The 21,841-nt window shown below is 71.2% G+C and carries 15 protein-coding genes; 7 read left to right on the top strand and 8 right to left on the bottom strand.

The window, feature by feature from the left end; translation table 11 throughout:
* The first annotated feature begins 22 nt into the window (after positions 1-22).
* Together FBY22_RS27235 and FBY22_RS27230 are read left to right on the top strand one after the other, a co-directional pair.
* A complete protein-coding gene (locus FBY22_RS27235; protein WP_142150282.1) occupies positions 23-3,640 on the top strand; it encodes a hydantoinase B/oxoprolinase family protein in 3,618 nt (1,205 codons plus the stop codon).
* Positions 3,621-4,226 carry an ATP/GTP-binding protein gene (locus FBY22_RS27230; protein ID WP_142150280.1) on the top strand — a complete coding sequence of 202 codons (606 nt, stop codon included), beginning with the start codon at positions 3,621-3,623 and terminating at the stop codon, positions 4,224-4,226. The genes FBY22_RS27235 and FBY22_RS27230 overlap by 20 nt, the downstream gene beginning before the upstream one ends.
* Before the next feature lie 71 nt (positions 4,227-4,297).
* Here the strand turns inward: FBY22_RS27230 and glpK are convergent, their stop codons facing one another.
* The 4 genes from glpK to FBY22_RS27210 form a co-directional block, all read right to left on the bottom strand.
* Positions 4,298-5,809, bottom strand: coding sequence for a glycerol kinase GlpK (glpK, locus tag FBY22_RS27225; protein ID WP_142150278.1), 1,512 nt, complete (start codon positions 5,807-5,809; stop codon positions 4,298-4,300).
* A gap of 279 nt (positions 5,810-6,088) precedes the next feature.
* Positions 6,089-7,717, bottom strand: coding sequence for a GGDEF domain-containing protein (locus FBY22_RS27220; protein ID WP_142150276.1), 1,629 nt, complete (start codon positions 7,715-7,717; stop codon positions 6,089-6,091).
* Between the two features lie 142 nt (positions 7,718-7,859).
* The gene (locus FBY22_RS27215; RefSeq protein WP_142150275.1) at positions 7,860-9,050 is read right to left on the bottom strand and encodes a lipid-transfer protein; all 1,191 of its coding nucleotides are present in this window, start codon (positions 9,048-9,050) and stop codon (positions 7,860-7,862) included.
* Positions 9,047-9,472, bottom strand: a complete 426-nt coding sequence (locus FBY22_RS27210; RefSeq protein ID WP_142150273.1) for a Zn-ribbon domain-containing OB-fold protein — start codon at positions 9,470-9,472, stop codon at positions 9,047-9,049. Before FBY22_RS27210 ends, FBY22_RS27215 begins: the two co-directional genes overlap by 4 nt.
* 98 nt (positions 9,473-9,570) lie before the next feature.
* Between FBY22_RS27210 and FBY22_RS27205 the strand changes: the two genes are divergently transcribed.
* Together FBY22_RS27205 and FBY22_RS27200 are read left to right on the top strand one after the other, a co-directional pair.
* Positions 9,571-10,380: a M15 family metallopeptidase gene (locus tag FBY22_RS27205; protein ID WP_142150271.1), complete on the top strand. Its 810-nt coding sequence runs from the start codon at positions 9,571-9,573 to the stop codon at positions 10,378-10,380.
* A gap of 47 nt (positions 10,381-10,427) precedes the next feature.
* Positions 10,428-10,961, top strand: a complete 534-nt coding sequence (locus FBY22_RS27200) for an NUDIX domain-containing protein (protein WP_142150269.1) — start codon at positions 10,428-10,430, stop codon at positions 10,959-10,961.
* Positions 10,962-10,963: 2 nt separating this feature from the next.
* On the opposite strand, the gene FBY22_RS27195 is transcribed toward FBY22_RS27200, so the two are convergent.
* Complete coding sequence (locus FBY22_RS27195) at positions 10,964-13,336, bottom strand: TIM-barrel domain-containing protein (RefSeq protein WP_142150267.1); 2,373 nt, start codon at positions 13,334-13,336, stop codon at positions 10,964-10,966.
* Positions 13,337-13,548: 212 nt separating this feature from the next.
* Between FBY22_RS27195 and FBY22_RS27190 the strand changes: the two genes are divergently transcribed.
* Positions 13,549-15,516 (top strand): acetoacetate--CoA ligase, encoded by a 1,968-nt coding sequence (locus tag FBY22_RS27190; protein WP_142150265.1) that lies wholly within the window; start codon positions 13,549-13,551, stop codon positions 15,514-15,516.
* A gap of 9 nt (positions 15,517-15,525) precedes the next feature.
* Here FBY22_RS27190 and FBY22_RS27185 read toward each other — a convergent pair whose 3' ends face one another.
* Positions 15,526-16,845 (bottom strand): aminotransferase class I/II-fold pyridoxal phosphate-dependent enzyme, encoded by a 1,320-nt coding sequence (locus FBY22_RS27185; RefSeq protein WP_142150263.1) that lies wholly within the window; start codon positions 16,843-16,845, stop codon positions 15,526-15,528.
* A gap of 111 nt (positions 16,846-16,956) precedes the next feature.
* On the opposite strand from FBY22_RS27185, the gene FBY22_RS27180 reads away from it, so the two are divergent.
* A complete protein-coding gene (locus tag FBY22_RS27180) occupies positions 16,957-18,165 on the top strand; it encodes an MFS transporter (RefSeq protein ID WP_142150261.1) in 1,209 nt (402 codons plus the stop codon).
* A 22-nt stretch (positions 18,166-18,187) separates the two neighbouring features.
* Positions 18,188-19,081, top strand: coding sequence for a hypothetical protein (locus FBY22_RS27175; RefSeq protein ID WP_142150259.1), 894 nt, complete (start codon positions 18,188-18,190; stop codon positions 19,079-19,081).
* A 63-nt stretch (positions 19,082-19,144) separates the two neighbouring features.
* On the opposite strand, the gene ptsP is transcribed toward FBY22_RS27175, so the two are convergent.
* Both ptsP and FBY22_RS27165 read right to left on the bottom strand, forming a co-directional pair.
* The gene (ptsP, locus tag FBY22_RS27170; RefSeq protein WP_142152533.1) at positions 19,145-20,815 is read right to left on the bottom strand and encodes a phosphoenolpyruvate--protein phosphotransferase; all 1,671 of its coding nucleotides are present in this window, start codon (positions 20,813-20,815) and stop codon (positions 19,145-19,147) included.
* A gap of 78 nt (positions 20,816-20,893) precedes the next feature.
* Entirely contained in the window at positions 20,894-21,343 is a 450-nt protein-coding gene (locus tag FBY22_RS27165) for a PTS glucose transporter subunit IIA (protein WP_142150257.1), read from the bottom strand.
* Positions 21,344-21,841 lie beyond the last annotated feature (498 nt).

Raw genomic sequence — 21,841 nt, 5'->3', positions numbered from 1 at the left:
GGCGCGGAAGCGGGGTACTGACGTGACTGGCTGGCAGTTCTGGGTGGACCGGGGCGGCACGTTCACCGACATCGTCGCGCGACGCCCGGACGGCCGCCTGCTCACGCACAAGCTGCTGTCGGAGAACCCCGCGCGGTACTCCGACGCGGCCGTCGCGGGCGTCCGGGAACTGCTGGACGGCGCCCCGGAGCACGTCGAGGCCGTCCGGATGGGCACGACGGTCGCCACCAACGCCCTGCTGGAGCGCAAGGGCGAGCGCACGCTGCTCGTCGTCACGCGCGGCTTCCGCGACGCCCTGCGCATCGCCTACCAGAACCGGCCGCACATCTTCGCGCGCCGCATCGAACTCCCCGAACTGCTCCACGAGCGGGTCGTCGAGGTCGACGAGCGCATCGCCGCCGACGGCACCGTGCTGCGCGCCCCCGACCTGGACGCGCTGACCGGGCCGCTGCAGGAGGCGTACGACGACGGGATCCGCGCCGTCGCCGTCGTCTGCATGCACAGCCACCTGCACCCCGCCCACGAGCGGGCCGTCGGCGAGCTGGCCGCTCGCATCGGCTTCCCGCAGATCTCGCTGTCCAGCGAGGTCAGCCCGCTGATGAAGCTCGTCCCCCGCGGGGACACCGCGGTCGTCGACGCCTACCTCTCGCCGGTGCTGCGCCGCTACGTCCGGCACGTCGCCGACGAGCTGCACGGTGTGCGGCTGATGTTCATGCAGTCCAACGGCGGTCTCGCCGAAGCCGGTCAGTTCCGCGGCAAGGACGCCATCCTCTCCGGCCCCGCGGGCGGGATCGTCGGCATGGCCCGTATGTCGCAGCTCGCCGGGTTCGACCGGGTCATCGGGTTCGACATGGGTGGCACCTCCACCGACGTCTCGCACTTCGCCGGTGAGTACGAACGGGTCTTCACCACGCAGATCGCCGGAGTCCGGCTGCGCGCCCCGATGCTGGACATCCACACGGTGGCGGCCGGCGGCGGCTCCATCCTGCACTTCGACGGCTCCCGCTACCGCGTGGGGCCGGACTCGGCGGGGGCGGACCCCGGACCCGCCTGCTACCGCGGCGGCGGCCCGCTCGCCGTCACCGACGCCAACGTCATGCTCGGCCGCATCCAGCCCGCCCACTTCCCGAAGGTGTTCGGCCCCGACGGCGACCAGCCCCTCGACGACCAGCTCGTCCGCGACCGCTTCGCCGCCCTCGCGCGCGAGATCCGCGAGCGGACCGCCGACGACCGCACGCCCGAGCAGGTCGCCGAGGGCTACCTGCAGATCGCCGTCGCCAACATCGCCAACGCCGTCAAGCGGATCTCGGTCCAGAAGGGCCACGACGTCACCCGCTACGCCCTGACCACCTTCGGCGGCGCGGGCGGCCAGCACGCGTGCATGGTCGCCGACTCGCTCGGCATCCGCACCGTCCTCGTCCCGCCCATGGCCGGTGTGCTGTCCGCCCTCGGCATCGGCCTTGCCGACACCACCGCCATGCGCGAACAGTCCGTCGAGGCGCCCCTGGAACGCCGGGCCATGGCCGCCGTCCTCAAGACGGCCGAGGACCTCGAGGGGGCGGCCCGCGCCGAACTCCTCGCCGAGGACGTGCCGGAGGACCACATCCAGGTCGTCCGCCGCGCCCAGCTCCGCTACGACGGCACCGACACCACCCTCACCGTCGAGCTGACCGAGCCCGACACGATGCGTCACGCCTTCGAGGAACGTCATCGTGCCACGTACTCCTTCACGCTCGACCGTCCGATCGTCGTCGAAGCCCTCTCAGTGGAAGCCACCGGCGTCACCGAACCCCCCGATCTCTCCGCCCTCGCCCCGTACGAAGGCCGGACCGCCGCTCCCGACACCGTCCGGCTGCACACCGGCGGCACCTGGCGCGACGTACCCCTCCACCGCCGAGAGGAGCTCCCTCCCGGCGAGACGGTCACCGGCCCCGCGATCATCACCGAGGCCAGTGCGACGACCGTCGTCGACGACGGCTGGCAGGCCGTGGCACGCGACGACGGGCATCTGGTCATGGAACGCGCGGTGATTACGCAGAGTTCCGACATCGACACGAAAGCCGATCCGGTTCTGCTCGAGGTCTTCAACAACCTGTTCATGTCGATCGCCGAACAGATGGGTGCGCGGCTGGAGTCGACGGCCCAGTCCGTCAACATCAAGGAGCGCCTGGACTTCTCCTGCGCGCTCTTCGACCCGGACGGAAACCTGGTGGCCAACGCCCCCCACATCCCCGTCCACCTGGGCTCCATGGGCACCAGCGTCAAGGAGGTCATCCGCCGCCGGGGATCGTCCATGCGGCCCGGCGACACCTACGCCGTCAACGACCCGTACCACGGCGGAACGCACCTCCCGGACGTCACCGTGATCACGCCGGTGTTCGACACGGAGGGTGACCGGATCCTCTTCTACGTCGCCTCCCGGGGCCATCATGCCGAGATCGGCGGGATCGCCCCGGGCTCCATGCCCGCCGACAGCCGCACCATCGAGGAGGAAGGCGTCCTCTTCGACAACTGGCTGCTCGCCGAGGCCGGCCGCTTCCGCGACGAGGAGACCCGCCGGCTGCTCACCGAGGCGCCCTACCCCTCCCGCAACCCGAAGACCAACCTCGCCGACCTGCGCGCCCAGATCGCCGCCAACCGCAAGGGCGTCGACGAAGTCGCCCGCATGATCGAGGACTTCGGGCTCGACGTCGTCCAGGCCTACATGAGGCACGTCCAGGACAACGCCGAGGAGGCCGTCCGCCGCGTGATCGACGCTCTCGACGACGGCGAGTACGCCTACGAGACCGACGCGGGCGCCGTCATCCGCGTACGCGTGCGCGTGGACCGCGAGAAGCGGTCGGCGGCCGTCGACTTCACCGGCACCTCCCCGCAACTGGCGGGCAACTTCAACGCGCCCTTCGCGGTGGTCAACGCGGCCGTCCTGTACGTCTTCCGGACCCTCGTCGCCGACGACATCCCGCTCAACGACGGCTGCCTGAGGCCCCTGGACATCATCGTGCCGCCCGCCTCGATGCTGGCGCCCGAACCGCCCGCCGCCGTCGTCGCGGGCAACGTCGAGACCTCCCAGGCCATCACCGGCGCCCTGTACGCGGCGCTCGGCGTCCAGGCCGAGGGCTCGGGCACCATGAACAACGTCACCTTCGGCAACGAGCGGCACCAGTACTACGAGACCGTCGCCTCAGGCTCGGGCGCGGGAGACGGATTCCCCGGCGCTCCCGTCGTCCAGACCCACATGACCAATTCGCGGCTCACCGACCCCGAGGTCCTGGAGTGGCGGCTGCCCGTGCGGCTGGAGGAGTTCGCCGTCCGGCACGGCAGCGGCGGTGCCGGACGCTGGCGCGGCGGGGACGGCGCGGTGCGCCGCATCCGCTTCGAGGAGCCCATGACCGTCTCCACCCTGTCCCAGCACCGCCGGGTGCGGCCGTACGGCATGGCGGGCGGCGAGCCCGGCGCGCTGGGGGCCAACCGGGTGGAGCGGGCCGACGGCACCGTCACCGCGCTCGCCGGCAGCGACTCCGCGGACGTCGGTCCCGGCGACGTACTCGTCATCGAAACCCCTGGCGGCGGGGGCTACGGCCCACCGTCCCACCATCCCCATCAAGCAGGAGAAGAGATCGATGATCTTCGGGCGTTCTGAGCGCGGGAAGTCTCCGGTCGAGCCCGTCACGCTCAAGATCCTGGTGGCCGGCGGCTTCGGCGTGGGCAAGACCACGCTCGTCGGCGCGGTCAGCGAGATCCGGCCGCTGCGCACGGAGGAGCTGCTCACCGAGGCGGGACGCCCGGTCGACGACACGACCGGGGTGGAGGGCAAGCGCACCACCACCGTGGCCATGGACTTCGGCCGCATCACGCTGCGCGAGGACCTGGTGCTCTACCTGTTCGGCACGCCCGGGCAGGAGCGGTTCTGGTTCATGTGGGACGAGCTCTCCGAGGGCTCCCTGGGAGCCGTCGTGCTCGCCGACACGCGCCGCCTCGAGGACTCCTTCGCCGCCGTCGACTACTTCGAGCGGCGCTCCATTCCCTTCGTCGTCGGCGTCAACTGCTTCGAGGGAGCCGCCCGTTACCCGGTGGAGGACGTCCGGCGGGCCCTCGATCTCGACGACGACGTGCCGCTGCTGCTGACCGACGCCCGCGACCGGGAATCGGTCAAGGAGGTCCTGATCGGCGTGGTGCGGCACGCGATGGCCCAGGCCTCGGAGCGCCGCGAGACCGTCGGCACCTGAGGCATCGCACGGGAGCGGCCCGTACCCCCGCCGACCGGGTACGGGCCGCCGTCATCGGCACACGCGCGTGCCTAGCCCTCTTCGTCCTCGTCCCAGCCGAAGCTCTTCTCCACGGCCTTGTGCCAGTTGTGGTACTCGCGGTCCCGCACCGACGCCTCCATGGAGGGCGTCCACTCGGCGTCCTTCTTCCAGTGGGCCTTGAGTTCGTCGAGGTCGTTCCAGACGCCGGTGGCGAGACCGGCGGCGTAGGCGGCGCCCAGGCAGGTCGTCTCGGAGACCTTGGGGCGGACCACCGGGACGTCGAGGACGTCCGCCTGGTGCTGCATGAGCAGGTTGTTCTTGGTCATGCCGCCGTCCACCTTGAGGGTGGTGATGTGCACTCCGGAGTCCTGGTACATGGCGTCCACGACCTCGCGCGTCTGCCAGCTCGTCGCCTCCAGCACGGCACGGGCCAGGTGCGCCTTGGTGACGTACCGGGTCAGACCGGTGATCACACCGCGCGCGTCGGAGCGCCAGTAGGGCGCGAACAGGCCGGAGAAGGCGGGCACGATGTAGGCGCCGCCGTTGTCCTCGACGCTCGCAGCGAGCGGCTCGATCTCGTCGGCGGTGCGGATGATGCCCAGCTGGTCGCGGAACCACTGCACGAGCGCGCCCGTGATCGCGATGGAGCCCTCCAGACAGTAGACCGGCGCCTCACCGCCGATCTTGTAGCCCATCGTCGTCAGCAGGCCGCTCTTCGACGCCACCGGCCGGTTGCCCGTGTTGAGCAGCAGGAAGGAGCCCGTCCCGTAGGTGTTCTTCGCCGTGCCCACGTCGTAGCAGGCCTGCCCGAACACGGCGGCCTGCTGGTCACCGAGCGCCGATGCCACCGGCACGCCCGCGAGCTGGCCCACCGCTGTGCCGTACACCTCCGCCGAGGACTTGATCTCGGGCAGGATCGCCTCCGGGATGTTCATCGCGGAGAGGATCGACGGGTCCCACTGGAGGCTCTCCAGGTTCATCAGCATCGTGCGGCCGGCGTTCGTCACGTCGGTGACGTGCTGCCCGCCGTCGGTGCCGCCGGTGAGGTTCCAGATGAGCCAGGAGTCCATGGTGCCGAAGGCGATCTCGCCGTTCTCGGCGCGCGTCCTGAGGCCGGGCACGTTCTCCAGCAGCCAGGCCGCCTTCGGTCCGGAGAAGTAGGTGGCCAGGGGCAGCCCGGTCTGCTCACGGAAGCGGTCCTGCCCGTCCGAGCCGCCGAGCTGCCGGGTCAGGGCCGCGGTGCGCGTGTCCTGCCAGACGATGGCGTTGTGCACCGGTTTCCCGGTCGCGCGGTCCCACAGGAGCGTGGTCTCGCGCTGGTTGGTGATTCCCATGGCGCTGAGCTGGTCGGCGCGCAGCCCCGCCTTCGCGAGCGCCCCGGCGACCACCGCCTGCACCTTGGACCAGATCTCGGTGGCGTCGTGCTCCACCCAGCCGGGCTTGGGGAAGATCTGGCGATGCTCCCGCTGGTCGACGGCGACGATCGCGCCGTCCTGGTTGAAGACGATGCAGCGGCTGGATGTGGTGCCCTGGTCGATAGCGGCGACGAACTTGTCCGTCATGACGTCCCCTTCGTCGTTCCTTGCAGTACGGCGCCGGAGAGGATCAGGATCGCCGTGCCGATGACCTCACCGACGAAGATGTCTTTGCGCATGGCGGCGAACGGTGCCGTCGCAGCCGAATCACCCGCGGGGGAGTGGCCTGCCCTTCAGGCGGTTTTTGCGGTGTATGCCTGGTTACAGCGTGTTTGTACGGCGATGTCGACCTACACCGGAAGTGTTCACCGGCACCCAGAGAGCGTCAAGTTCAGGGACGGCAACGGTGACACGCCCGCGTGCCGCTCAGCCCGCCGGAGCGGGCGCCGGCTGGGCGCCACGGAGGACCTCAAGCCCCTCCAGCCCGGCCCGGCCGAGCACCCAGCTGGCCCCCTGCAGCGACTTCGCGGCCTTCTTCAGCGGCGCCAGACAGGCGGCGGCCTCCCGGTGGTCGCGCACGCTGCCGGGCGGGCACAGGACGGTCGCCAGCGACAGCGTGACGGGCCGCCCGCCGGCCGACCATGGCGCGTCCAGTACGGCGCCGACCAGCGGACCCAGCCGCTCCGGATCGGCGAGCACCAGGAAGTCGTCCCCGCCGATGTGCCCCACCCGGGTGGTTCCGGAGGCCGCGCCCTGCAGCGTCCGCCCCACGGACCGGATCAGCTCGTCACCCGCCGCGAACCCGGCCCCGTCGTTGACATGCTTGAAGTGGTCCACGTCCAGCCAACTCAGCGCGAACGTCCGCCCCTCCGCGATGAACCGGTCCACCTCGCCCGTGATCGCGTCCGAGCCGGGCAGCCGCGTCAGCGGATTCAGCCCGGCCGCCTCCTCGACCCGGCTCTCCGCCAGCGCCCGCACCAGGTCGGCCAGGCGTACGACGCCCACGCACCGCCCGTACGCGTCGACCACGGCCACGTCGTCCGAGGTGCGCTCCCGCCCGCCGACCGCCAGCACGTCCAGGACCTCCCACGCGGTGGCGTCGGCGCCCACCGTGCGGGGCGGGTCGCCGAGCCGGACGGCGGGCCGGTCCGCGTACAGCGCGTGGCCGTAGCGCCCCGACATCGACAGCAGGAAGCGCGAACGGTGCACCGACCGGACCGGAACCCCCTGCGGGTCCACGAGGAGGACTCCGGAGACCTCGGGCGATCCGGTCAGCAATGCCCGCACCTGCCCCGCGGACGCGGTCGCGGGCAGCAGCGCGGCGGGCCGCACGAACTCCCGCACCGACGGCCCCGGCCGGGGCGCCGGCGCCATGTCGCCGGGGGAGCGCGGCGGAACGTACACATCCGCCGCGGGCAGCCGGGCCGGGGGCGCGAACAACGCTCCCTGGGCCAGCTGGGCACCGGCCGACATCGCGGCCGCGCACTGCAGCTCCGTCTCCACGCCCTCGACGGACAGCAGCGCTCCCAACTGCTCGCACAGCGTCCGCATCGCCCGCGTCGCGGCCGGCCGGGTCAGCAGCGAGGCATCGAGTTTCACCAGGTCGGGGGCGAGATCGGTGAGCAGCCGCAGGGGTACGTCCCCGTCGCCGACGCCGTCCGCACCGATCCGGAACCCCTGCGCCCGCAGCAAGCCGACCGCCTCCAGCAGGGCCCGCTGCGGCACGTGCGTGTACGGCGGCCCGATGTCGACGGTCACCTCCCACGGCAGGCGTCCCGCCGCGCGCACGGCGTCGTGCAGCGGGGTCAGCCCGCCGAGGTCGGCGAGGGTGCCCGCGAAGACGTTGACGTGCAGCGGCAGCAGCGTCTCCCGGCGCGCGGCCGCCCGGACCGCCAGCACGGCGAGCCGGCCGTCGAGTTCGGGGTCGCGGCGGGCCTCGGCCAGGACGTCTCCGGCCTCGGGGCGGGCGAGTATCTGCAGCCCCGCGACCCCTCCGGTGGCCAGGTTGACCACCGGTTGGAAGGCGAAGCGGAGAGTGTCCGTCCAGGAGCGCACGGGAGCATGATGGCTCCGCGGGCGTGCCCATAGGCCCAGTTCATGAGACGTTCACGCAGGATTCCCGGCTGATCACGCTGAGTGCGGGAAAGGGCTTGCTCCTCGGTCGGCTCACCAGACCCGCAGAGTGCTCGCTCTTCGCTCACCGCACGGCGATCACCGAGGACCCGTGCCCGAACAGTCCCTGGTTGGCCGTGATCCCCACGCGTGCCCCCGCGATCTGCCGGTCACCCGCTTGCTCCCTCAACTGCCAGGTCAGCTCGCACACCTGGGCGATCGCCTGGGCCGGCACCGCCTCGCCGAAGGAGGCCAGTCCGCCGCTGGCGTTGACCGGTATTCGCCCGCCGAGGCTCGTCGCCCCGTCTCGGAGGAGCTTGGCGCCCTCGCCCTGCCCACACAGCCCCAGGTCCTCGTACCACTGCAACTCCAGAGCCGTGGACAGGTCGTAGACCTCGGCGAGGGAGAGGTCCTCGGGTCCGATGCCTGCCTCCTCGTACGCCGCCCGGGCGATCGACGTCCGGAACGTCCCGTCGGGGGGCGCCACCGCCGCCCAGGAGTCCGTCGCGATGTCCGGGAGGTCGAGCACGGTGTTCGGGAAGCGTGGTGTCACCGTCGACACGGCCCGGATCCGTACCGGCCGCGCCGCCCCGTGCCGGCGTGCGAAGTCCATGCCGGCCAGCACCAGGGCCGCCCCGCCGTCCGAGGTCGCGCAGATGTCGAGCAGCCGCAACGGGTCGGCGACCACGGGGGAGGCGGCGACCTCCTCGGCGCTCACCCGGGTGCGGTAGCGCGCGTTCGGGTTCAGCGCGCCCACGGCCGCGTTCTTCACCTTGACCTGCGCGAAGTCCTGCGGAGTGTCTCCGTGTACGGCCATGCGGCGGCGCGCGTAAAGGCCGAAGTACGTCGGGTTCGTGGCCCCCAGGACCCTGAACCGCAGCCAGTCCGGATCGTCAGGACGCTCGCCCCCTGCGGGCCGGAAGAACCCCTTGGGCGCCGCGTCCGCACCCACCACCAGGACGACGTCCGCGAGGCCGGACATGATCTGTGCCCGCGCCGTGTCGACGGCCTGGGCGCCGGACGCGCACGCCGCGTACACGCTCGTCACTCGGGCGCCCTGCCAGCCCAGCGCCTTCGCGAAGGTCGCGCCGGAGACATAGCCCGGATAGCCGCCACGCACCGTGTCCGCGCCGACGATCGAGCCGACGTCACGCCACTCCAGACCGGCGTCGGCGAGTGCCGCGCGCGCGGCCGCCACGCCGTACTCGACGAAGCCGCGCCCCCACTTGCCCCACGGGTGCATGCCCACGCCGAGCACCGCCACCTCGCCCGTCATGCCGGCACCCCCGTAGGCCGCCAGTGCCACGTCGTCCAGGTCGTCTCCGCGTCCTCGTGCAGCACGCCGGGGACGACCTCCACCTCCATGCCCACCGCCAGATCGGCGACAGTGACCCCGGGAACCGCCTGCCCCAGCACCACGATCCGCTCGGCCTCCAGCTCCACAGCGATCAACGCGTACGGCTCCCACGGAAGTTCCGGATTGCTCACATAGGGTGACGGAGGGCGGTACCGGCTGTCCGTGAACGACCAGATGCGCCCCCGTCGCGACAGCGGTACCTCGTCAAGATCGCCGCCGGGACATCGGGGATTGCGGCAATGCGTCTCTTCCCGGGGGAAGAACACCGAGCCGCAGGCCGCGCAACGGGTGCCGAGGAGCCGGAAATCGTCTCGCGTCCCAGCGAACCATCCGTCGACCACGGGCGTACGAGTGCGAGACATGTCCCCTCCCTGGCACGGAATCTGACGGTACGTCAGAAGTGTGTCACGGGCGGGCGGAATTGGGCAGTGCAGGAGACATGACACGACTCACCCGTGCAGTACGCGGTCTCGTTGCAGCCTTGGCCGCCGTGCTGGCCGTGACCGCCACCTCGGCCACCGCCACGGCGGAGACCGGACCCAGGGCACCGAAGGACTTCGTGGCCCTGAGAACCGTCGACCCGACAATCCTCCAGGAGATGCGTTACTTCACCCCGCACAACTTCGTCGGCGAACGCATCGACGGCTACGCCCAACCGATGTGCATCCTCACCCGGCCGGCCGCCCAAGCCCTCCACAAGGCCCAGCTGAAACTGCTGCGCAGGGGATACACCCTCAAGGTCTACGACTGCTACCGGCCGCAGCGCGCCGTGAACCACTTCGTCCGCTGGGCCGAGGAGCTCGACGACCAGGCGATGAAGGGCGAGTTCTATCCGAACGTCGACAAGACCCGGCTCTTCGAGGACGGCTACATCGCGGAGAAATCCGGCCACAGCCGTGGCTCGACGATGGACCTCACCATCGTCAGGCTCCCGGCGAGGCCGACCCGGCCCTACCGCCCCGGACAGCCGCTCGTACCGTGCTACGCGCCGAAGGCCGAACGCTTTCCGGACAACTCCGTCGACATGGGCACCGGCTTCGACTGCTTCGACACCCTCGCCCACACCCTCGACCCGCGTATCCAGGGCGAACAGCGCGCCAACCGCCTGCTGCTCAGGAGCACCCTGGAGGGGCTGGGATTCGTGAACCTCGCAGAGGAGTGGTGGCACTACACGTACAAGCCCGAGCCCTACCCGGACACCTACTTCGACTTCCCGGTCTCCTGGAAGTCCCTCGCCGACGGCCACTGAGCAGCCTCCGGAAGACGCCCCTCCACTGATCGGATACAGTCCGCCGCGTGTCCGAAACTCAATCCATCCCCAACTCCGCGCCCGGCTCGCATTGTTCGAGCTGTGGAGCGCCCTATGGAGAGGGCGTCTCCGGCTGGCCGCGCACCTGCCCGGCCTGCCACGCCGTGGCCTACCGCAACCCACTGCCGGTGGCCGTCGCACTCCAGCCCGTGTACGACACCAAGGGCACGGCCCTGGTCGTCATCACCCGAACCGTCGCCCCCGCCAGCGGGGGCATCGCGTTGCCCGGCGGCTTCATCGACGACCGCGAGGACTGGCGGCACGCCGTCGTCCGTGAGCTGAAGGAAGAGACCGGCATCGACGCGGCGAGCCGCGACGTACGCCTCGTCGACGCCATGAGCTCGCCCGACGGGCATCTGCTGCTGTTCGGAGCCCTTCCGGAACGCCCGGCCGACGGTCTGCCCCAGTCCGCCGCCACGGACGAGACGGAGGGCTGGCACCTCCTGCGCAGGCCGCAGGAGCTCGCCTTCCCGCTGCACACCCTGGCCGTCCGCGCCTGGTTCGAGGGCCGCTACATATGAGCTCAGCGCTCCCCAAGACCCCGCACACGCACCGGGTAGGGCGGTTCGGACGAGCCGCCCTCACCCGCTGCCTCCACCACCAGCCGCTTTCCCCTGCTCTTCCAACGGGCGACATAGCGCTCGAGTTCCGGCTCGTGCCAGCCGTCGCCGCCGTCGGCGACCACCAGCCCGCCCCCGCTGCGGCCGCGAGGCGGCGCCCACACCTCCAACTCCAGTCCGCCGTCGTCCCCGCGCACGGGGATGACGGCACCCGCGCGCGCGAACACCGGTATCCGCGACAGGGGAGCGTCCACCAGCACCTGCGCCGGCCCCTCGTACATCCGCTCCGTGGCGGTGTTGTACCAACGCCCCCGCGGCAGTTGCACCACGCGCCGGTCGGCCCCCGGGTCGAGCACCGGCGCCACCAGCAGGCCATCGCCCAGCAGGAACGCGTCCTCGCAGTCACGCAGCGCGCGGTCCTCGGGCGCGTTCCACCACAAAGGCCGCACATAGGGCGCTCCCGTGCGCCGGGCCAGATGCGCCAGGGTCACGAAGTACGGCAGCAGCCGCCGGCGTTCGAGGAGCGCCACGCGCGCGTGCTCCAGTACCTCGGGCCCGAACTCCCAGGGCTCCCGGCGGCCCGCGCGCAGGCTCGCGTGGGTACGGAACAGGGGCAGATACGAGGCGAGTTGGAGCCAGCGCAGATACAGCTCGGGCGACGGACCGCCGTCGAAGCCGCCCACGTCCGGCCCCGAATAGGGCACTCCGCACAGTCCGAGCCCCATGACCAGCGACAGGGACGCCCGCAGACCGGGCCAGCCCGTCGCCACATCGCCGGACCAGGTGCCGCCGTAGCGCTGCATCCCGGCCCAGCCGGAGCGCGAGAAGACGAACGGCCGCTCCTTGGGGGCCATTTCGAGAAGCCCCTCGTAACCCGCTCTGGCCATGCACAGGGCGTAGACGTTGTGCGCCTCGCGGTGGTCCCCGCCGCGGCCCTCCAGGCAGTGCCTGGCCGAGCGCGGCAGCGTCGACTCCCCGAACGCGGCGAACGAGGTGGGTTCGTTCATGTCGTGCCAGAAACCCGAGAAGCCCTGGGCGAGCCGCTCCTCGTAGAGCCCGCCCCACCACTCACGCACACGCGCGTGCGTGAAGTCGGGGAAGACCACCTCCCCGGGCCACGCCACGCCCCGCACCAGCTGTCCCGAAGCGTCTCGCACGAACGCGTCCACGGCCGTCCCGCCGTCGTACACCGCGTTGCCCTCCGCGGCCTTCACCGCCGGGTCGACGATCGACACCAGCCGGATGCCGTCGCGGCGCAGCTCCTCGGCCAGCAACGGCAGCTTGGGGAAGCGTTCCTGGTCGACGGTGAACACCTGGTGCTCGTCGAGGTGGTCGATGTCGAGATGGACCGCGTCCAGCGGCAGTCCCCGCTCCTGGTAGCCCGAGACGATCCGGCGCACCTCCTGCTCGCTGCCGAAGCCCCGGCGCGCGTGGTGGTGGCCCAGCGCCCAGGTGGGCGGCAGCGCGGGCGCGCCTGTCAGCGACGCCCAGGCGAGCAGCACGCGCGCGGGGGTGCCCACCATCACCCAGCAGCGCAGCGGACCGCCCGTCACCCGAAGCTCGCTCGTGCCCGCCCTGTCGTGACCGGAACCGGCCCCTTCCTCGCCCTCCCGCAGCGTCACCGTGCCGTCCCACGTAGTGTCGTGGAACACCAGATGAGTGGCCGCGTCGGACACCACCAGCTGCACCGGCATCGTGATGCACAGCGGATCGTCGGCGGGGCCGAAGGCCCGGCCGGGGTCCGTGTTCCACAGGCGGTAGGTCCCGGCACGCAGCCGCGGGCCCGACGCCCGCCCTCCGAGCCCGAAGAAGCGGGCGTCGGCGGGCACCTCCGAGCGCTGCATCCACCGCGCCACCCCGCCGCCGACCGGCTCCCACCACCGGGGCGGCAGATCACGGCGCAGCGTGACGCCTCCGGGCGTCCGCACCTCGACCGCGCCGTGCCGTGAGACGGCCACCGTCACGCGCTCGGCCACGACCCGCCAGCCGCCGTCCTTGTCCGGCTCCAGGACCGCCCGTGGGTCCGCCTCCGGGCAGCGCCCGAACAGCGCGTACGACGGCTCCGGAGCGGCCCCGTCCCAGCCCCAGAAGACCGCGCCGTTCACGGCGACCAGAATCCGCAGCTCCGAGCGGTTGAAGCGGATCACACCACCGCCCGGACCGGGCTCCACCTCCCGCACGGGCCCGGGCACCCGCGCGCGCTCCGGACCCCGCGGCGGCAGGGCGCCCGCGTCGGCACGCCTCCTGCGCCACGCCGCCTTCACGGTACGCAACCTCTGGGCCGCCCCCACCGAACCGACCACCCTCACCGAACGCACCAGGTCACGACCGTCCATGCTGCTCACCCTGCCATTGACCGCGCCGAACAGGGGTGTCGTTCAACTTCCGTTCACCCGTGCTGGGACCACATCTTCACGACACGGACTATGTGGGGCGCACCCTGGTGTAGAAGTCGATCACATGGCATCGTCCGTGTCATCGCGTCACGCGCACACCCCAGCCCGTGCGCGACACACGCACACGAAGCGCAGAGTCCGGGAGCCGCCCCATGTCGACCGTGAACCCCCAGCCGCTCTGGCAGCCAGATCCGGAACGCATCGCCCAGGCACAGGTCACGAAGTTCCAGGCCTGGGCGGCCCGCGAGCACGGGGCTCCGGCCGAGGGCGGCTACCCGGCCCTGCACCGGTGGTCCGTCGACGAGCTGGACACCTTCTGGAAAGCCGTCACGGAATGGTTCGACGTGCGCTTCTCGACGCCCTACGCGCGCGTACTCGGCGACCGCTCGATGCCGGGTGCCCAGTGGTTCCCCGGGGCGACCCTCAACTACTCCGAGCACGCCCTGCGCGCCGCCGCTACCCGCGCGGACGAACCGGCCCTCCTGTACGTCGACGAGACCCACGAGGCGCGCCCCCTTAGCTGGTCGGAACTGCGTCGCCAGGTCGGCTCCCTGGCCGCCGAGCTGCGCGACCTCGGCGTACGCCCCGGGGACCGCGTCAGCGGCTACCTCCCGAACATCCCGCAGGCCGTCGTCGCTCTCCTCGCCACGGCCGCCGTGGGCGGCGTGTGGACCTCCTGCGCGCCCGACTTCGGGGCCCGCAGCGTCCTCGACCGCTTCCAGCAGGTCGAACCGGTCGTCCTGTTCACCGTCGACGGCTACCGTTACGGCGGCAAGGAGCACGACCGCCGCGAGATCGTCGCCGAGCTCCGCCGCGAGCTGCCCACGCTGCGTGCCGTCGTCCACATCCCCCTGCTGGGCACGGAGGCACCCGAAGGCGCCCTCGAATGGTCGGCGCTGACCGGCGCGGACACTGAACCGGTGTTCGAGCAGGTGCCCTTCGACCACCCGCTGTGGGTCCTGTACTCCTCGGGTACGACCGGGCTGCCCAAGGCCATCGTGCAGTCCCAGGGCGGCATCCTCGTCGAGCACCTCAAGCAGCTCGGACTGCACTGCGACCTCGGCCCCATGGATCGTTTCTTCTGGTACACGTCCACCGGCTGGATGATGTGGAACTTCCTCGTCTCCGGCCTGCTCACCGGCACCACGGTCGTCCTGTACGACGGCAGCCCCGGCTACCCGGACACCGGCGCCCAGTGGCGCGTCGCGGAACGCACCGGAGCAACCCTCTACGGCACGTCGGCCGCCTACGTCATGGCCTGCGCCAAGGCCGGCGTCCACCCCGGGCGCGACTTCGACCTCTCCAAGGTGCGCTGCGTCGCCACCACCGGATCACCGCTCCCGCCGGACGGGTTCCGCTGGCTGCACGACGAGGTCCGCGACGACCTGTGGATCGCCTCCGTCAGCGGCGGCACGGACGTGTGCTCCTGCTTCGCGGGAGCCGTACCGACCCTGCCCGTGTACATCGGTGAACTCCAGGCGGCCGGCCTGGGCACCGACCTGCAGTCCTGGGACGCGAACGGCGAACCCCTGACCGACGAGGTCGGTGAACTCGTCGTCACCAACCCCATGCCGTCGATGCCGATCCGCTTCTGGAACGACCCCGACGGCAGCCGCTACCACGACAGCTACTTCGACACCTACCCCGGTGTGTGGCGGCACGGCGACTGGATCACCATCACCTCGCGAGGCTCGGTCGTGATCCACGGCCGCTCCGACTCCACCCTCAACCGCCAGGGCGTGCGCATGGGCTCGGCGGACATCTACGAAGCCGTCGAGCGGCTGCCGGAGATCAAGGAATCCCTCGTCATCGGCATCGAACAGCCCGACGGCGGCTACTGGATGCCCCTGTTCGTGCACCTCGCCCCCGGAGCCACCCTGGACGAGGCGCTCCTGAACCGCATCAAGCGGACCATCCGGGAACAGCTCTCACCACGCCACGTGCCGGACGAGATCATCGAGGTTCCCGGAGTCCCGCACACACTCACCGGCAAGCGCATCGAGGTCCCGGTCAAACGCCTCCTGCAGGGTGCCCCGCTGGAGAAGGCGGTCAACCCGGGCTCCATCGACGACCTCGAACTGCTGCACTTCTACGAGGACCTCGCCCGCAAGCGCTCCTGAGACGGCGCCTCACCCCCCGTACGTGGCCTCGGACTCGCCGAGCACGGCGGCGAAGTCCGAGGCCAGCCGTGCCGCGTCGGCCGGTTCGAGCTCGGCGACGGAGATCCGCACGCCCGGCGCCGACGACAGCCGGAACCTCGCCCCCGCGGCCACCCACCAGCCGTACGACCGCAGCCCGTTGACGACGGCGGACTCGTCCCGCACGGGCACCCACACGTTCATCCCGCTCGACCCGCGCGCCCCGATCCCGCGCTCCCCGAGCTCGTCGACAAGGGCCCCGCGGCGCAGCGCGTACGTCTCCCGCGCGCGTGCCACCAACGCCCGCGTGCCGTCGTCCGTCAGCAACCCGTGGACGATCTCCTGGAGGAGATGGCTGACCCAGCCCGACGTGAGCAGCAGCCGGCCGTCGTGCCGGGCCAGCGTGGTCGCGTCGCACGCGGCCGCGGCCCACCGCAGATCGGTCCCGAGGAACTTGCTGACCGTCCGCACGTGCACCCAGCGCCGCAAGCCCCCTCCGGCGAGCGTGTGCAGCGGGGCGTTCGCCACGGCGGACGCATGGTCGTTCTCGACGACCAGTACGTCCGGCCGGTCCCGCAGCACGTCCACCAGGGCGTCCCGGCGTGCCGCGGAGAAGCGGCCGCCGTACGGATTCTGCGCCCGAGGGCTGCACACCACGGCACGCGCACCGGCCCGCAGCGCCTCGTGCAGCGCATCGGGACGCACCCCCTCGTCGTCCACGGCCACCGGGACACTTCGCAGCCCCAGGGCCGTGACCAGGTCCAGGAGATGGTGATACCCGGGGTCCTCCATCGCCACGGCGTCGCCGGGCCGCAGCTCCACGGAGAGCAGCCGCCCGATCAGATCGAGTGCCCCATGGGCGAACGTCACATGGTCCACGGGCACGCCGTCCGGGCCGACCCACTCGCGAACGGCCTTCTCCAGCCGCGTCAGCCTGGGCGCCGAGCGGTGGGCCCGCACCCCGGGGGACAACCGTGAGGGCGGTACGAGGGCGGGGAGCTGTGCGGGATCGGGATGGCCGCCGGACAGGTCCCGCAGCCCCTCCGGAACTCTCGGAGGCCGTCGGGACGCCACGGAAGGGGCCGGGGCCACCACGGTCCCGCCCCTTCCACGCGTGACGACGATCCCGCGCTGCCGCAGCTCCTTGTAGGCCGTCGCGACCGTGCCGGGACTGACCCCGAGGTCGTCCGCGAGCCGCCGCACGGGAGGCAGCGCCGCCTCCGGCCCCAACGCGCCGTCGGCCACGGCCCGTTCGACGGACGCCGCAATTCCCTTGGCCGTCGTACCAGTGATCCCATATTGTGTTGCCACGTTGGAAATTATGTATCAGTACATAATCGAAGGCAAGGGGGAGCAGTGCATCCGATGCGCCGCGCAGCCGCATGGTCGAACCGGATACCCGGAGGGCGAGACGGGCGAAGAATGCTCGCCATCGCCCTCGTGGACCGCGTCGGCAGCGGCCTGTGGGCCTCCGTCTCCGTCCTGTACTTCACCTACGTCTCAGGGCTGTCCCTCACCCAGGTCGGCACGCTCGCCGCCACCGCCGGAGCCATCGGAATCGCCGGAGCGCCGCTGGGCGGCCGCATCGCCGACAGATTCCCGCTCACCCGCGTCCTGACCACCGTCCAACTCCTGCGCGCACTGAGCTCCTTGGCGCTGCTGACCACGAACGACTACCCCCTTCTGGTCGCCTTCGCCGCCGTGGGCAGCCTCGGAGACCGGGCGGCCAGCGTCCTCACCAGGCTCTACGCCACGCGGGTAGCCGGAGCGGACCGCGTCCGCTACCAGGCCGTCCAACGCACCGTGGCCAACGCCGGCTGGGCACTCGGCGGCCTCGCCGCCGCGACCGCCCTGGCCCTCGGCAGCACCGCCGCCTACCAGTGGCTCCTCGCCGGCGACGCCCTGTCCTTCCTCGCCTCCGCCCTCCTCACCCTCCGCTGCGCCGAACCCCCCTCCGCCTCCCGCACTGTCACCACCTCGAAAGACCTGGCCCCCAGCACCAGGGCACCCAACCCCTGGCGCGACCGCACCTACCTCGCCTACGTCGCCTCCGAGACCGTCCTCTTCCTCGACGACTCCGTCTTCAAGGTCGGCCTGCCCCTGTGGATCGCCCACGCGACCCACGCACCGCACGGCCTCGCCCCCTTGCTGCTGGTGCTCAACAACGTGCTGGTGGTGGCCCTCCAAGTCCCCCTCGCCCGGTTCGGAGCCACGACCGCGGCCGCCCGAGCCCTCCTCCTCCCGCTCGCCGCCGCCTTCGCCCTCGCCGGCGTCGCCATGGCCCTCTCGGCCACCGGCGGAACCGTGACAGCCACCCTGCTCCTCACCGCGGCCGCCACCGCCTTCACACTGGCCGAGATCCTCCACGCCACCGTCTCCTGGGAACTGTCCGTCGCCCTCGCCCCCGAGACCGGGCAGGGCACCTACCTCGGCGTCCACGGCCTGGCACAGTCCGCCCAACGCAGCCTCGGCCCACTCGCCGTCACCGCGGCCATCGCCGGCGGTCCCGTCGGATGGAGCGTCTTCGGCGCGGGCATCGCACTGACCTGCGCAATCCAGCACCGTCTGGTCCGCAGCCGCCTCGCCCCGACCGCGTTGTCAGTGCCGCCGGTTACTGTGAGTGAGCATTGATCGACCGTGCTCAGGGGGAAACATGGCGCACACCGACCACCAGACCATGCGACGCGTCCTGCGCCGCGAGATCGCCGGAACCATCGGCCTGCTCACCGACGAACACGACTTCCGGGCCATGCGGCGCTATCGCACCTTCGCCTTCGACAGCCATCAGACCTACCTGCAACAGGTCGAAGCCCTTCTGAAGACCCGCGCCTCCCAGGGCAGCCACACCACGGTCGCCCTCTTCGACCCTCAGGAGTACGCGGAATACTGCGCGAAAACAGGCCTCGACCCCGACGTCCCGTCGAGCCGCACCCGCTTCACCGCGGAACTGGCGACCACCGGCCCCACCGTCCCCTACCAGGGCCAGCCCCTGTCCGACCTCGTACCGGTCCTCGTCGACGAAGCCGTCCGACAGGCCACCTGGGAGTACGCCTCCACCCTGCTGGCCCGGGTGGGCGCCTGCGCCTCCTGCGGCGAGGACATCGGCCGCGCCGCCTTCACCCGCGCCTCCGACCTCCTCGTCCGCATCCTCGACACCGCGGGACCGGGCAACCGACACCTCGTCTGCAGCGTCTCGGCCACCCCGGAAACACTCCTCGCAGTTCTCCACGCGGACGCGGACGACAACGGCGCCCTGCAACTCGACGAAGCGGAAGCCCTCGAATTCACCACCGTCCTGGCACTGGGCATCGCCACCCGCAGCCCCGGCGGACTCGTCATGCGCACCAGCGCCCCCGGAACCACCGACCGCATCTACGGCTGGCGCCTGCGAGGCGAAGGCCTGTCACCCCTCACCGCCGGCGAGGTCTTCGACGCCTACTGCACCGACATCGAATCCGGCGACCTGATCTCACCGGAGTCCGACGTCGACTACTGCGCACCGCCCGACCTCGGAGACGAGCCGGAGACAGGCGGTCATCACCACTGAACACCGAAAGGGGCGCCCCACCCGCAGGTGGAGCGCCCCTTTCGGAACCGGAAAGCCGGCCGCCTACTCGCCGGACAGCACCGCCTGAGCCGCGCTGCGCGCCTCCTCGGCGCTCTCCGTGGCACGAGCCGCGGCAGCCGCCCGCTCGCACTGAGCCAGCGTGTACTTGGCCAGCGTCGCCCGCACGTAAGGAATCGACGCCGCACCCATGGAAAGCGAGGTGACACCGAGACCGGTCAGCACACAGGCAAGCAGCGGGTCGGACGCGGCCTCACCACAGACACCGCAGCTCTTGCCCTCGGCCTTCGCCGCCTCGGCGGACAACGCGACCAGGTCGAGCAGTGCGGGCTGCCACGGATCCTGCAGGCGGGACACCGCACCCACCTGACGGTCGGCGGCGAACGTGTACTGCGCGAGGTCATTGGTGCCCAGCGACAGGAACTCGACCTCCTGCAGGATCGAACGCGCCCGCAGCGCGGCCGACGGAATCTCGACCATCGCACCGAACTTCGCCCGCAGCCCCGCCTCGCGGCACGCGTCGGCGAACGCCTTCGCGTCGGCACGGTCCGCCACCATCGGCGCCATGACCTCGAGATACACCGGAAGCCCCTCGGCGGCCTTCGCCAGCGCCGTCAGCTGGGTGCGCAGCACCTCCGGGTGGTCCAGCAGCGTCCGCAGACCACGCACACCCAGCGCCGGGTTGGGCTCGTCGGCCGGGGTGAGGAAGTCCAGCGGTTTGTCCGCACCCGCGTCCAGCACACGCACGACGACGCGCCCCTCCGGGAACGCCTCGAGCACCTGACGGTACGCCTCGACCTGCTTCTCCTCCGACGGCGCGTTCTTGCTGTCGTCCAGGAAGAGGAACTCGGTGCGGAACAGACCCACACCCTCGGCCCCGGCCTCCACGGCGGCCGGCACGTCCGCCGGGCCACCGACGTTGGCCAGCAGCGGCACCTTGTGCCCGTCGGAGGTCGCGCCCGGCCCGGTCGCGGCGGCCAGCGCCGCCTTGCGCTCGGCGGCCGCGGCCTGAAGCTGCGCCTTCTTCTCCGCACTCGGATTCACGAAGATCTCGCCGGTGCTGCCGTCCACGGCGATCACCGTGCCCTCGGCGAGCTCGCAGGCACCCGGCAGCGCCACCACGGCCGGGACACCGAGGGCCCGCGCCAGAATCGCGCTGTGGCTCGTCGGCCCGCCCTCCTCGGTGACGAAGCCGAGAACCAGCGTCGGGTCCAGCAGAGCCGTGTCGGCCGGCGCCAGATCACGCGCGATGAGGACGTACGGCTCGTCGCTGTCGGGGACACCGGGCATCGGCACCCCCAGCAACCGGGCGACGATACGATTCCGCACGTCATCCAGGTCGGCCACCCGGCCGGCGAGGTACTCCCCGGCACCGGCCAGCAGCGCCCGGTACGCGGCGAACGCGTCGTACACGGCACGCTCCGCCGTGCTCCCGACCGCGATACGCCGTTCCACATCCGCCATCAGCTCGGGGTCCTGGGCCATCATGGCCTGTGCCTCGAGCACCGCCTGGGCTTCGCCGCCCGCCAGATTGCCCCGCGCCATCAGATCGGCCGCCACGGCTTCCACCGCCTTGCGGGCGCGCCCCTGTTCGCGCTCCGCGTCCTCGGCCGGTATCTGCTTGGCAGGCGGCTCCAGGACCGCCGTTCCCATGTGCCGAACCTCGCCGATCGCCACCCCGTGGCTCACGCCGACGCCTCGCAGCGTTGTCTCCATCTCACCCGTCTCCGATAGTGCGGCGGGTCCCGCCGCCGCGGTGGTTGTCGTACTTGCCGTCATGGGACGGTGCTGGCGTCACTTCCAGCCGAAAAGACTGTCGCCGGCCTTGACGTCGCCGCTGTCACGAAGATCGGAGAGCGCCTCGGCCGTGGCCTCCAGGGCCACGACCGGGCACACCGCGGACTTCCCGGAGGCCTCGACGGCGGCTGGGTTCCAGCGCACGATGCCCTGACCGCGGGTGACGGTGTCGCCCTTGTTCACGAGCAGCTCGAAGCCCTCGCCATTGAGCTGCACGGTGTCGATGCCGAGGTGGGTGAGTACTCCGTGCCCGTGCTCGTCGACGACGACGAACGCGTGCGGGTGCAGGGAGACGATGACTCCGTCCACGGGAGCGACCGCCTCGGAGGGCTCACGGACGGGGTCGATGGCCGTGCCCGGGCCGACCATGGCCCCGGAGAAGACGGGATCCGGCACAGCGGCCAGTCCGATAGCGCGTCCTGCCAGCGGGGACGTCACGGTGGTCATGGGAGCCTCCCAGGGGTGGAGATTCATATACGGGTCGTCACTGTCTGTCCCTGACGACGCACTGTGCAGCAGCGTATGTCAGATGAAGTGACGGTTCCGCATGGAAGATACCCGCAAGAGGTCTAGACCACCAGCCCAATGGATTTGCACCGGCTTCCGGGCCCCATGTACAGTCGTACTCCTGCTTGAGACCGAGCGGCGCGACCAAGCGCCCTTGATCGGCAGGACCCATAACTCCTCAGATCCTATCCCGGGATCGCCTTCTGCATGTCCGCAGGAGGGTGGTCAGGGAGACGGAAAAACACTGATAGAGTGTGGAACACCGAAGGGAAGCGCCCGGAGGAAAGCCCGAGAGGGTGAGTACGAAGGAAGCGACCGTTCCTTGAGAACTCAACAGCGTGCCAAAAGTCAACGCCAGATATGTTGATACCCCGACACCGGGATTTCCTGGTGGCGAGGTTCCTTTGAAGAAAACACAGCGAGGACGCTGTGAACGGT

It is taken from the genome of Streptomyces sp. SLBN-31 (assembly GCF_006715395.1).
GTDB lineage: Bacteria > Actinomycetota > Actinomycetes > Streptomycetales > Streptomycetaceae > Streptomyces.
The sequence above is the reverse complement of the archived record's forward strand: the minus strand, read 5'-3'. Positions and strand labels throughout refer to the sequence as shown.

Excerpts from the sequence above, each read along its gene's own strand:
- ptsP (WP_142152533.1), bottom strand. The coding sequence starts at position 20,815 with ATGGAGACAACGCTGCGAGGCGTCGGCGTGAGCCACGGGGTGGCGATC.
- FBY22_RS27175 (WP_142150259.1), top strand. The coding sequence starts at position 18,188 with ATGGCGCACACCGACCACCAGACCATGCGACGCGTCCTGCGCCGCGAG.
- FBY22_RS27195 (WP_142150267.1), bottom strand. The coding sequence starts at position 13,336 with ATGGACGGTCGTGACCTGGTGCGTTCGGTGAGGGTGGTCGGTTCGGTG.
- FBY22_RS27215 (WP_142150275.1), bottom strand. The coding sequence starts at position 9,050 with ATGACGGGCGAGGTGGCGGTGCTCGGCGTGGGCATGCACCCGTGGGGC.
- FBY22_RS27180 (WP_142150261.1), top strand. The coding sequence starts at position 16,957 with ATGCTCGCCATCGCCCTCGTGGACCGCGTCGGCAGCGGCCTGTGGGCC.
- glpK (WP_142150278.1), bottom strand. The coding sequence starts at position 5,809 with ATGACGGACAAGTTCGTCGCCGCTATCGACCAGGGCACCACATCCAGC.
- FBY22_RS27205 (WP_142150271.1), top strand. The coding sequence starts at position 9,571 with ATGACACGACTCACCCGTGCAGTACGCGGTCTCGTTGCAGCCTTGGCC.
- FBY22_RS27230 (WP_142150280.1), top strand. The coding sequence starts at position 3,621 with ATGATCTTCGGGCGTTCTGAGCGCGGGAAGTCTCCGGTCGAGCCCGTC.
- FBY22_RS27190 (WP_142150265.1), top strand. The coding sequence starts at position 13,549 with ATGTCGACCGTGAACCCCCAGCCGCTCTGGCAGCCAGATCCGGAACGC.
- FBY22_RS27165 (WP_142150257.1), bottom strand. The coding sequence starts at position 21,343 with ATGACCACCGTGACGTCCCCGCTGGCAGGACGCGCTATCGGACTGGCC.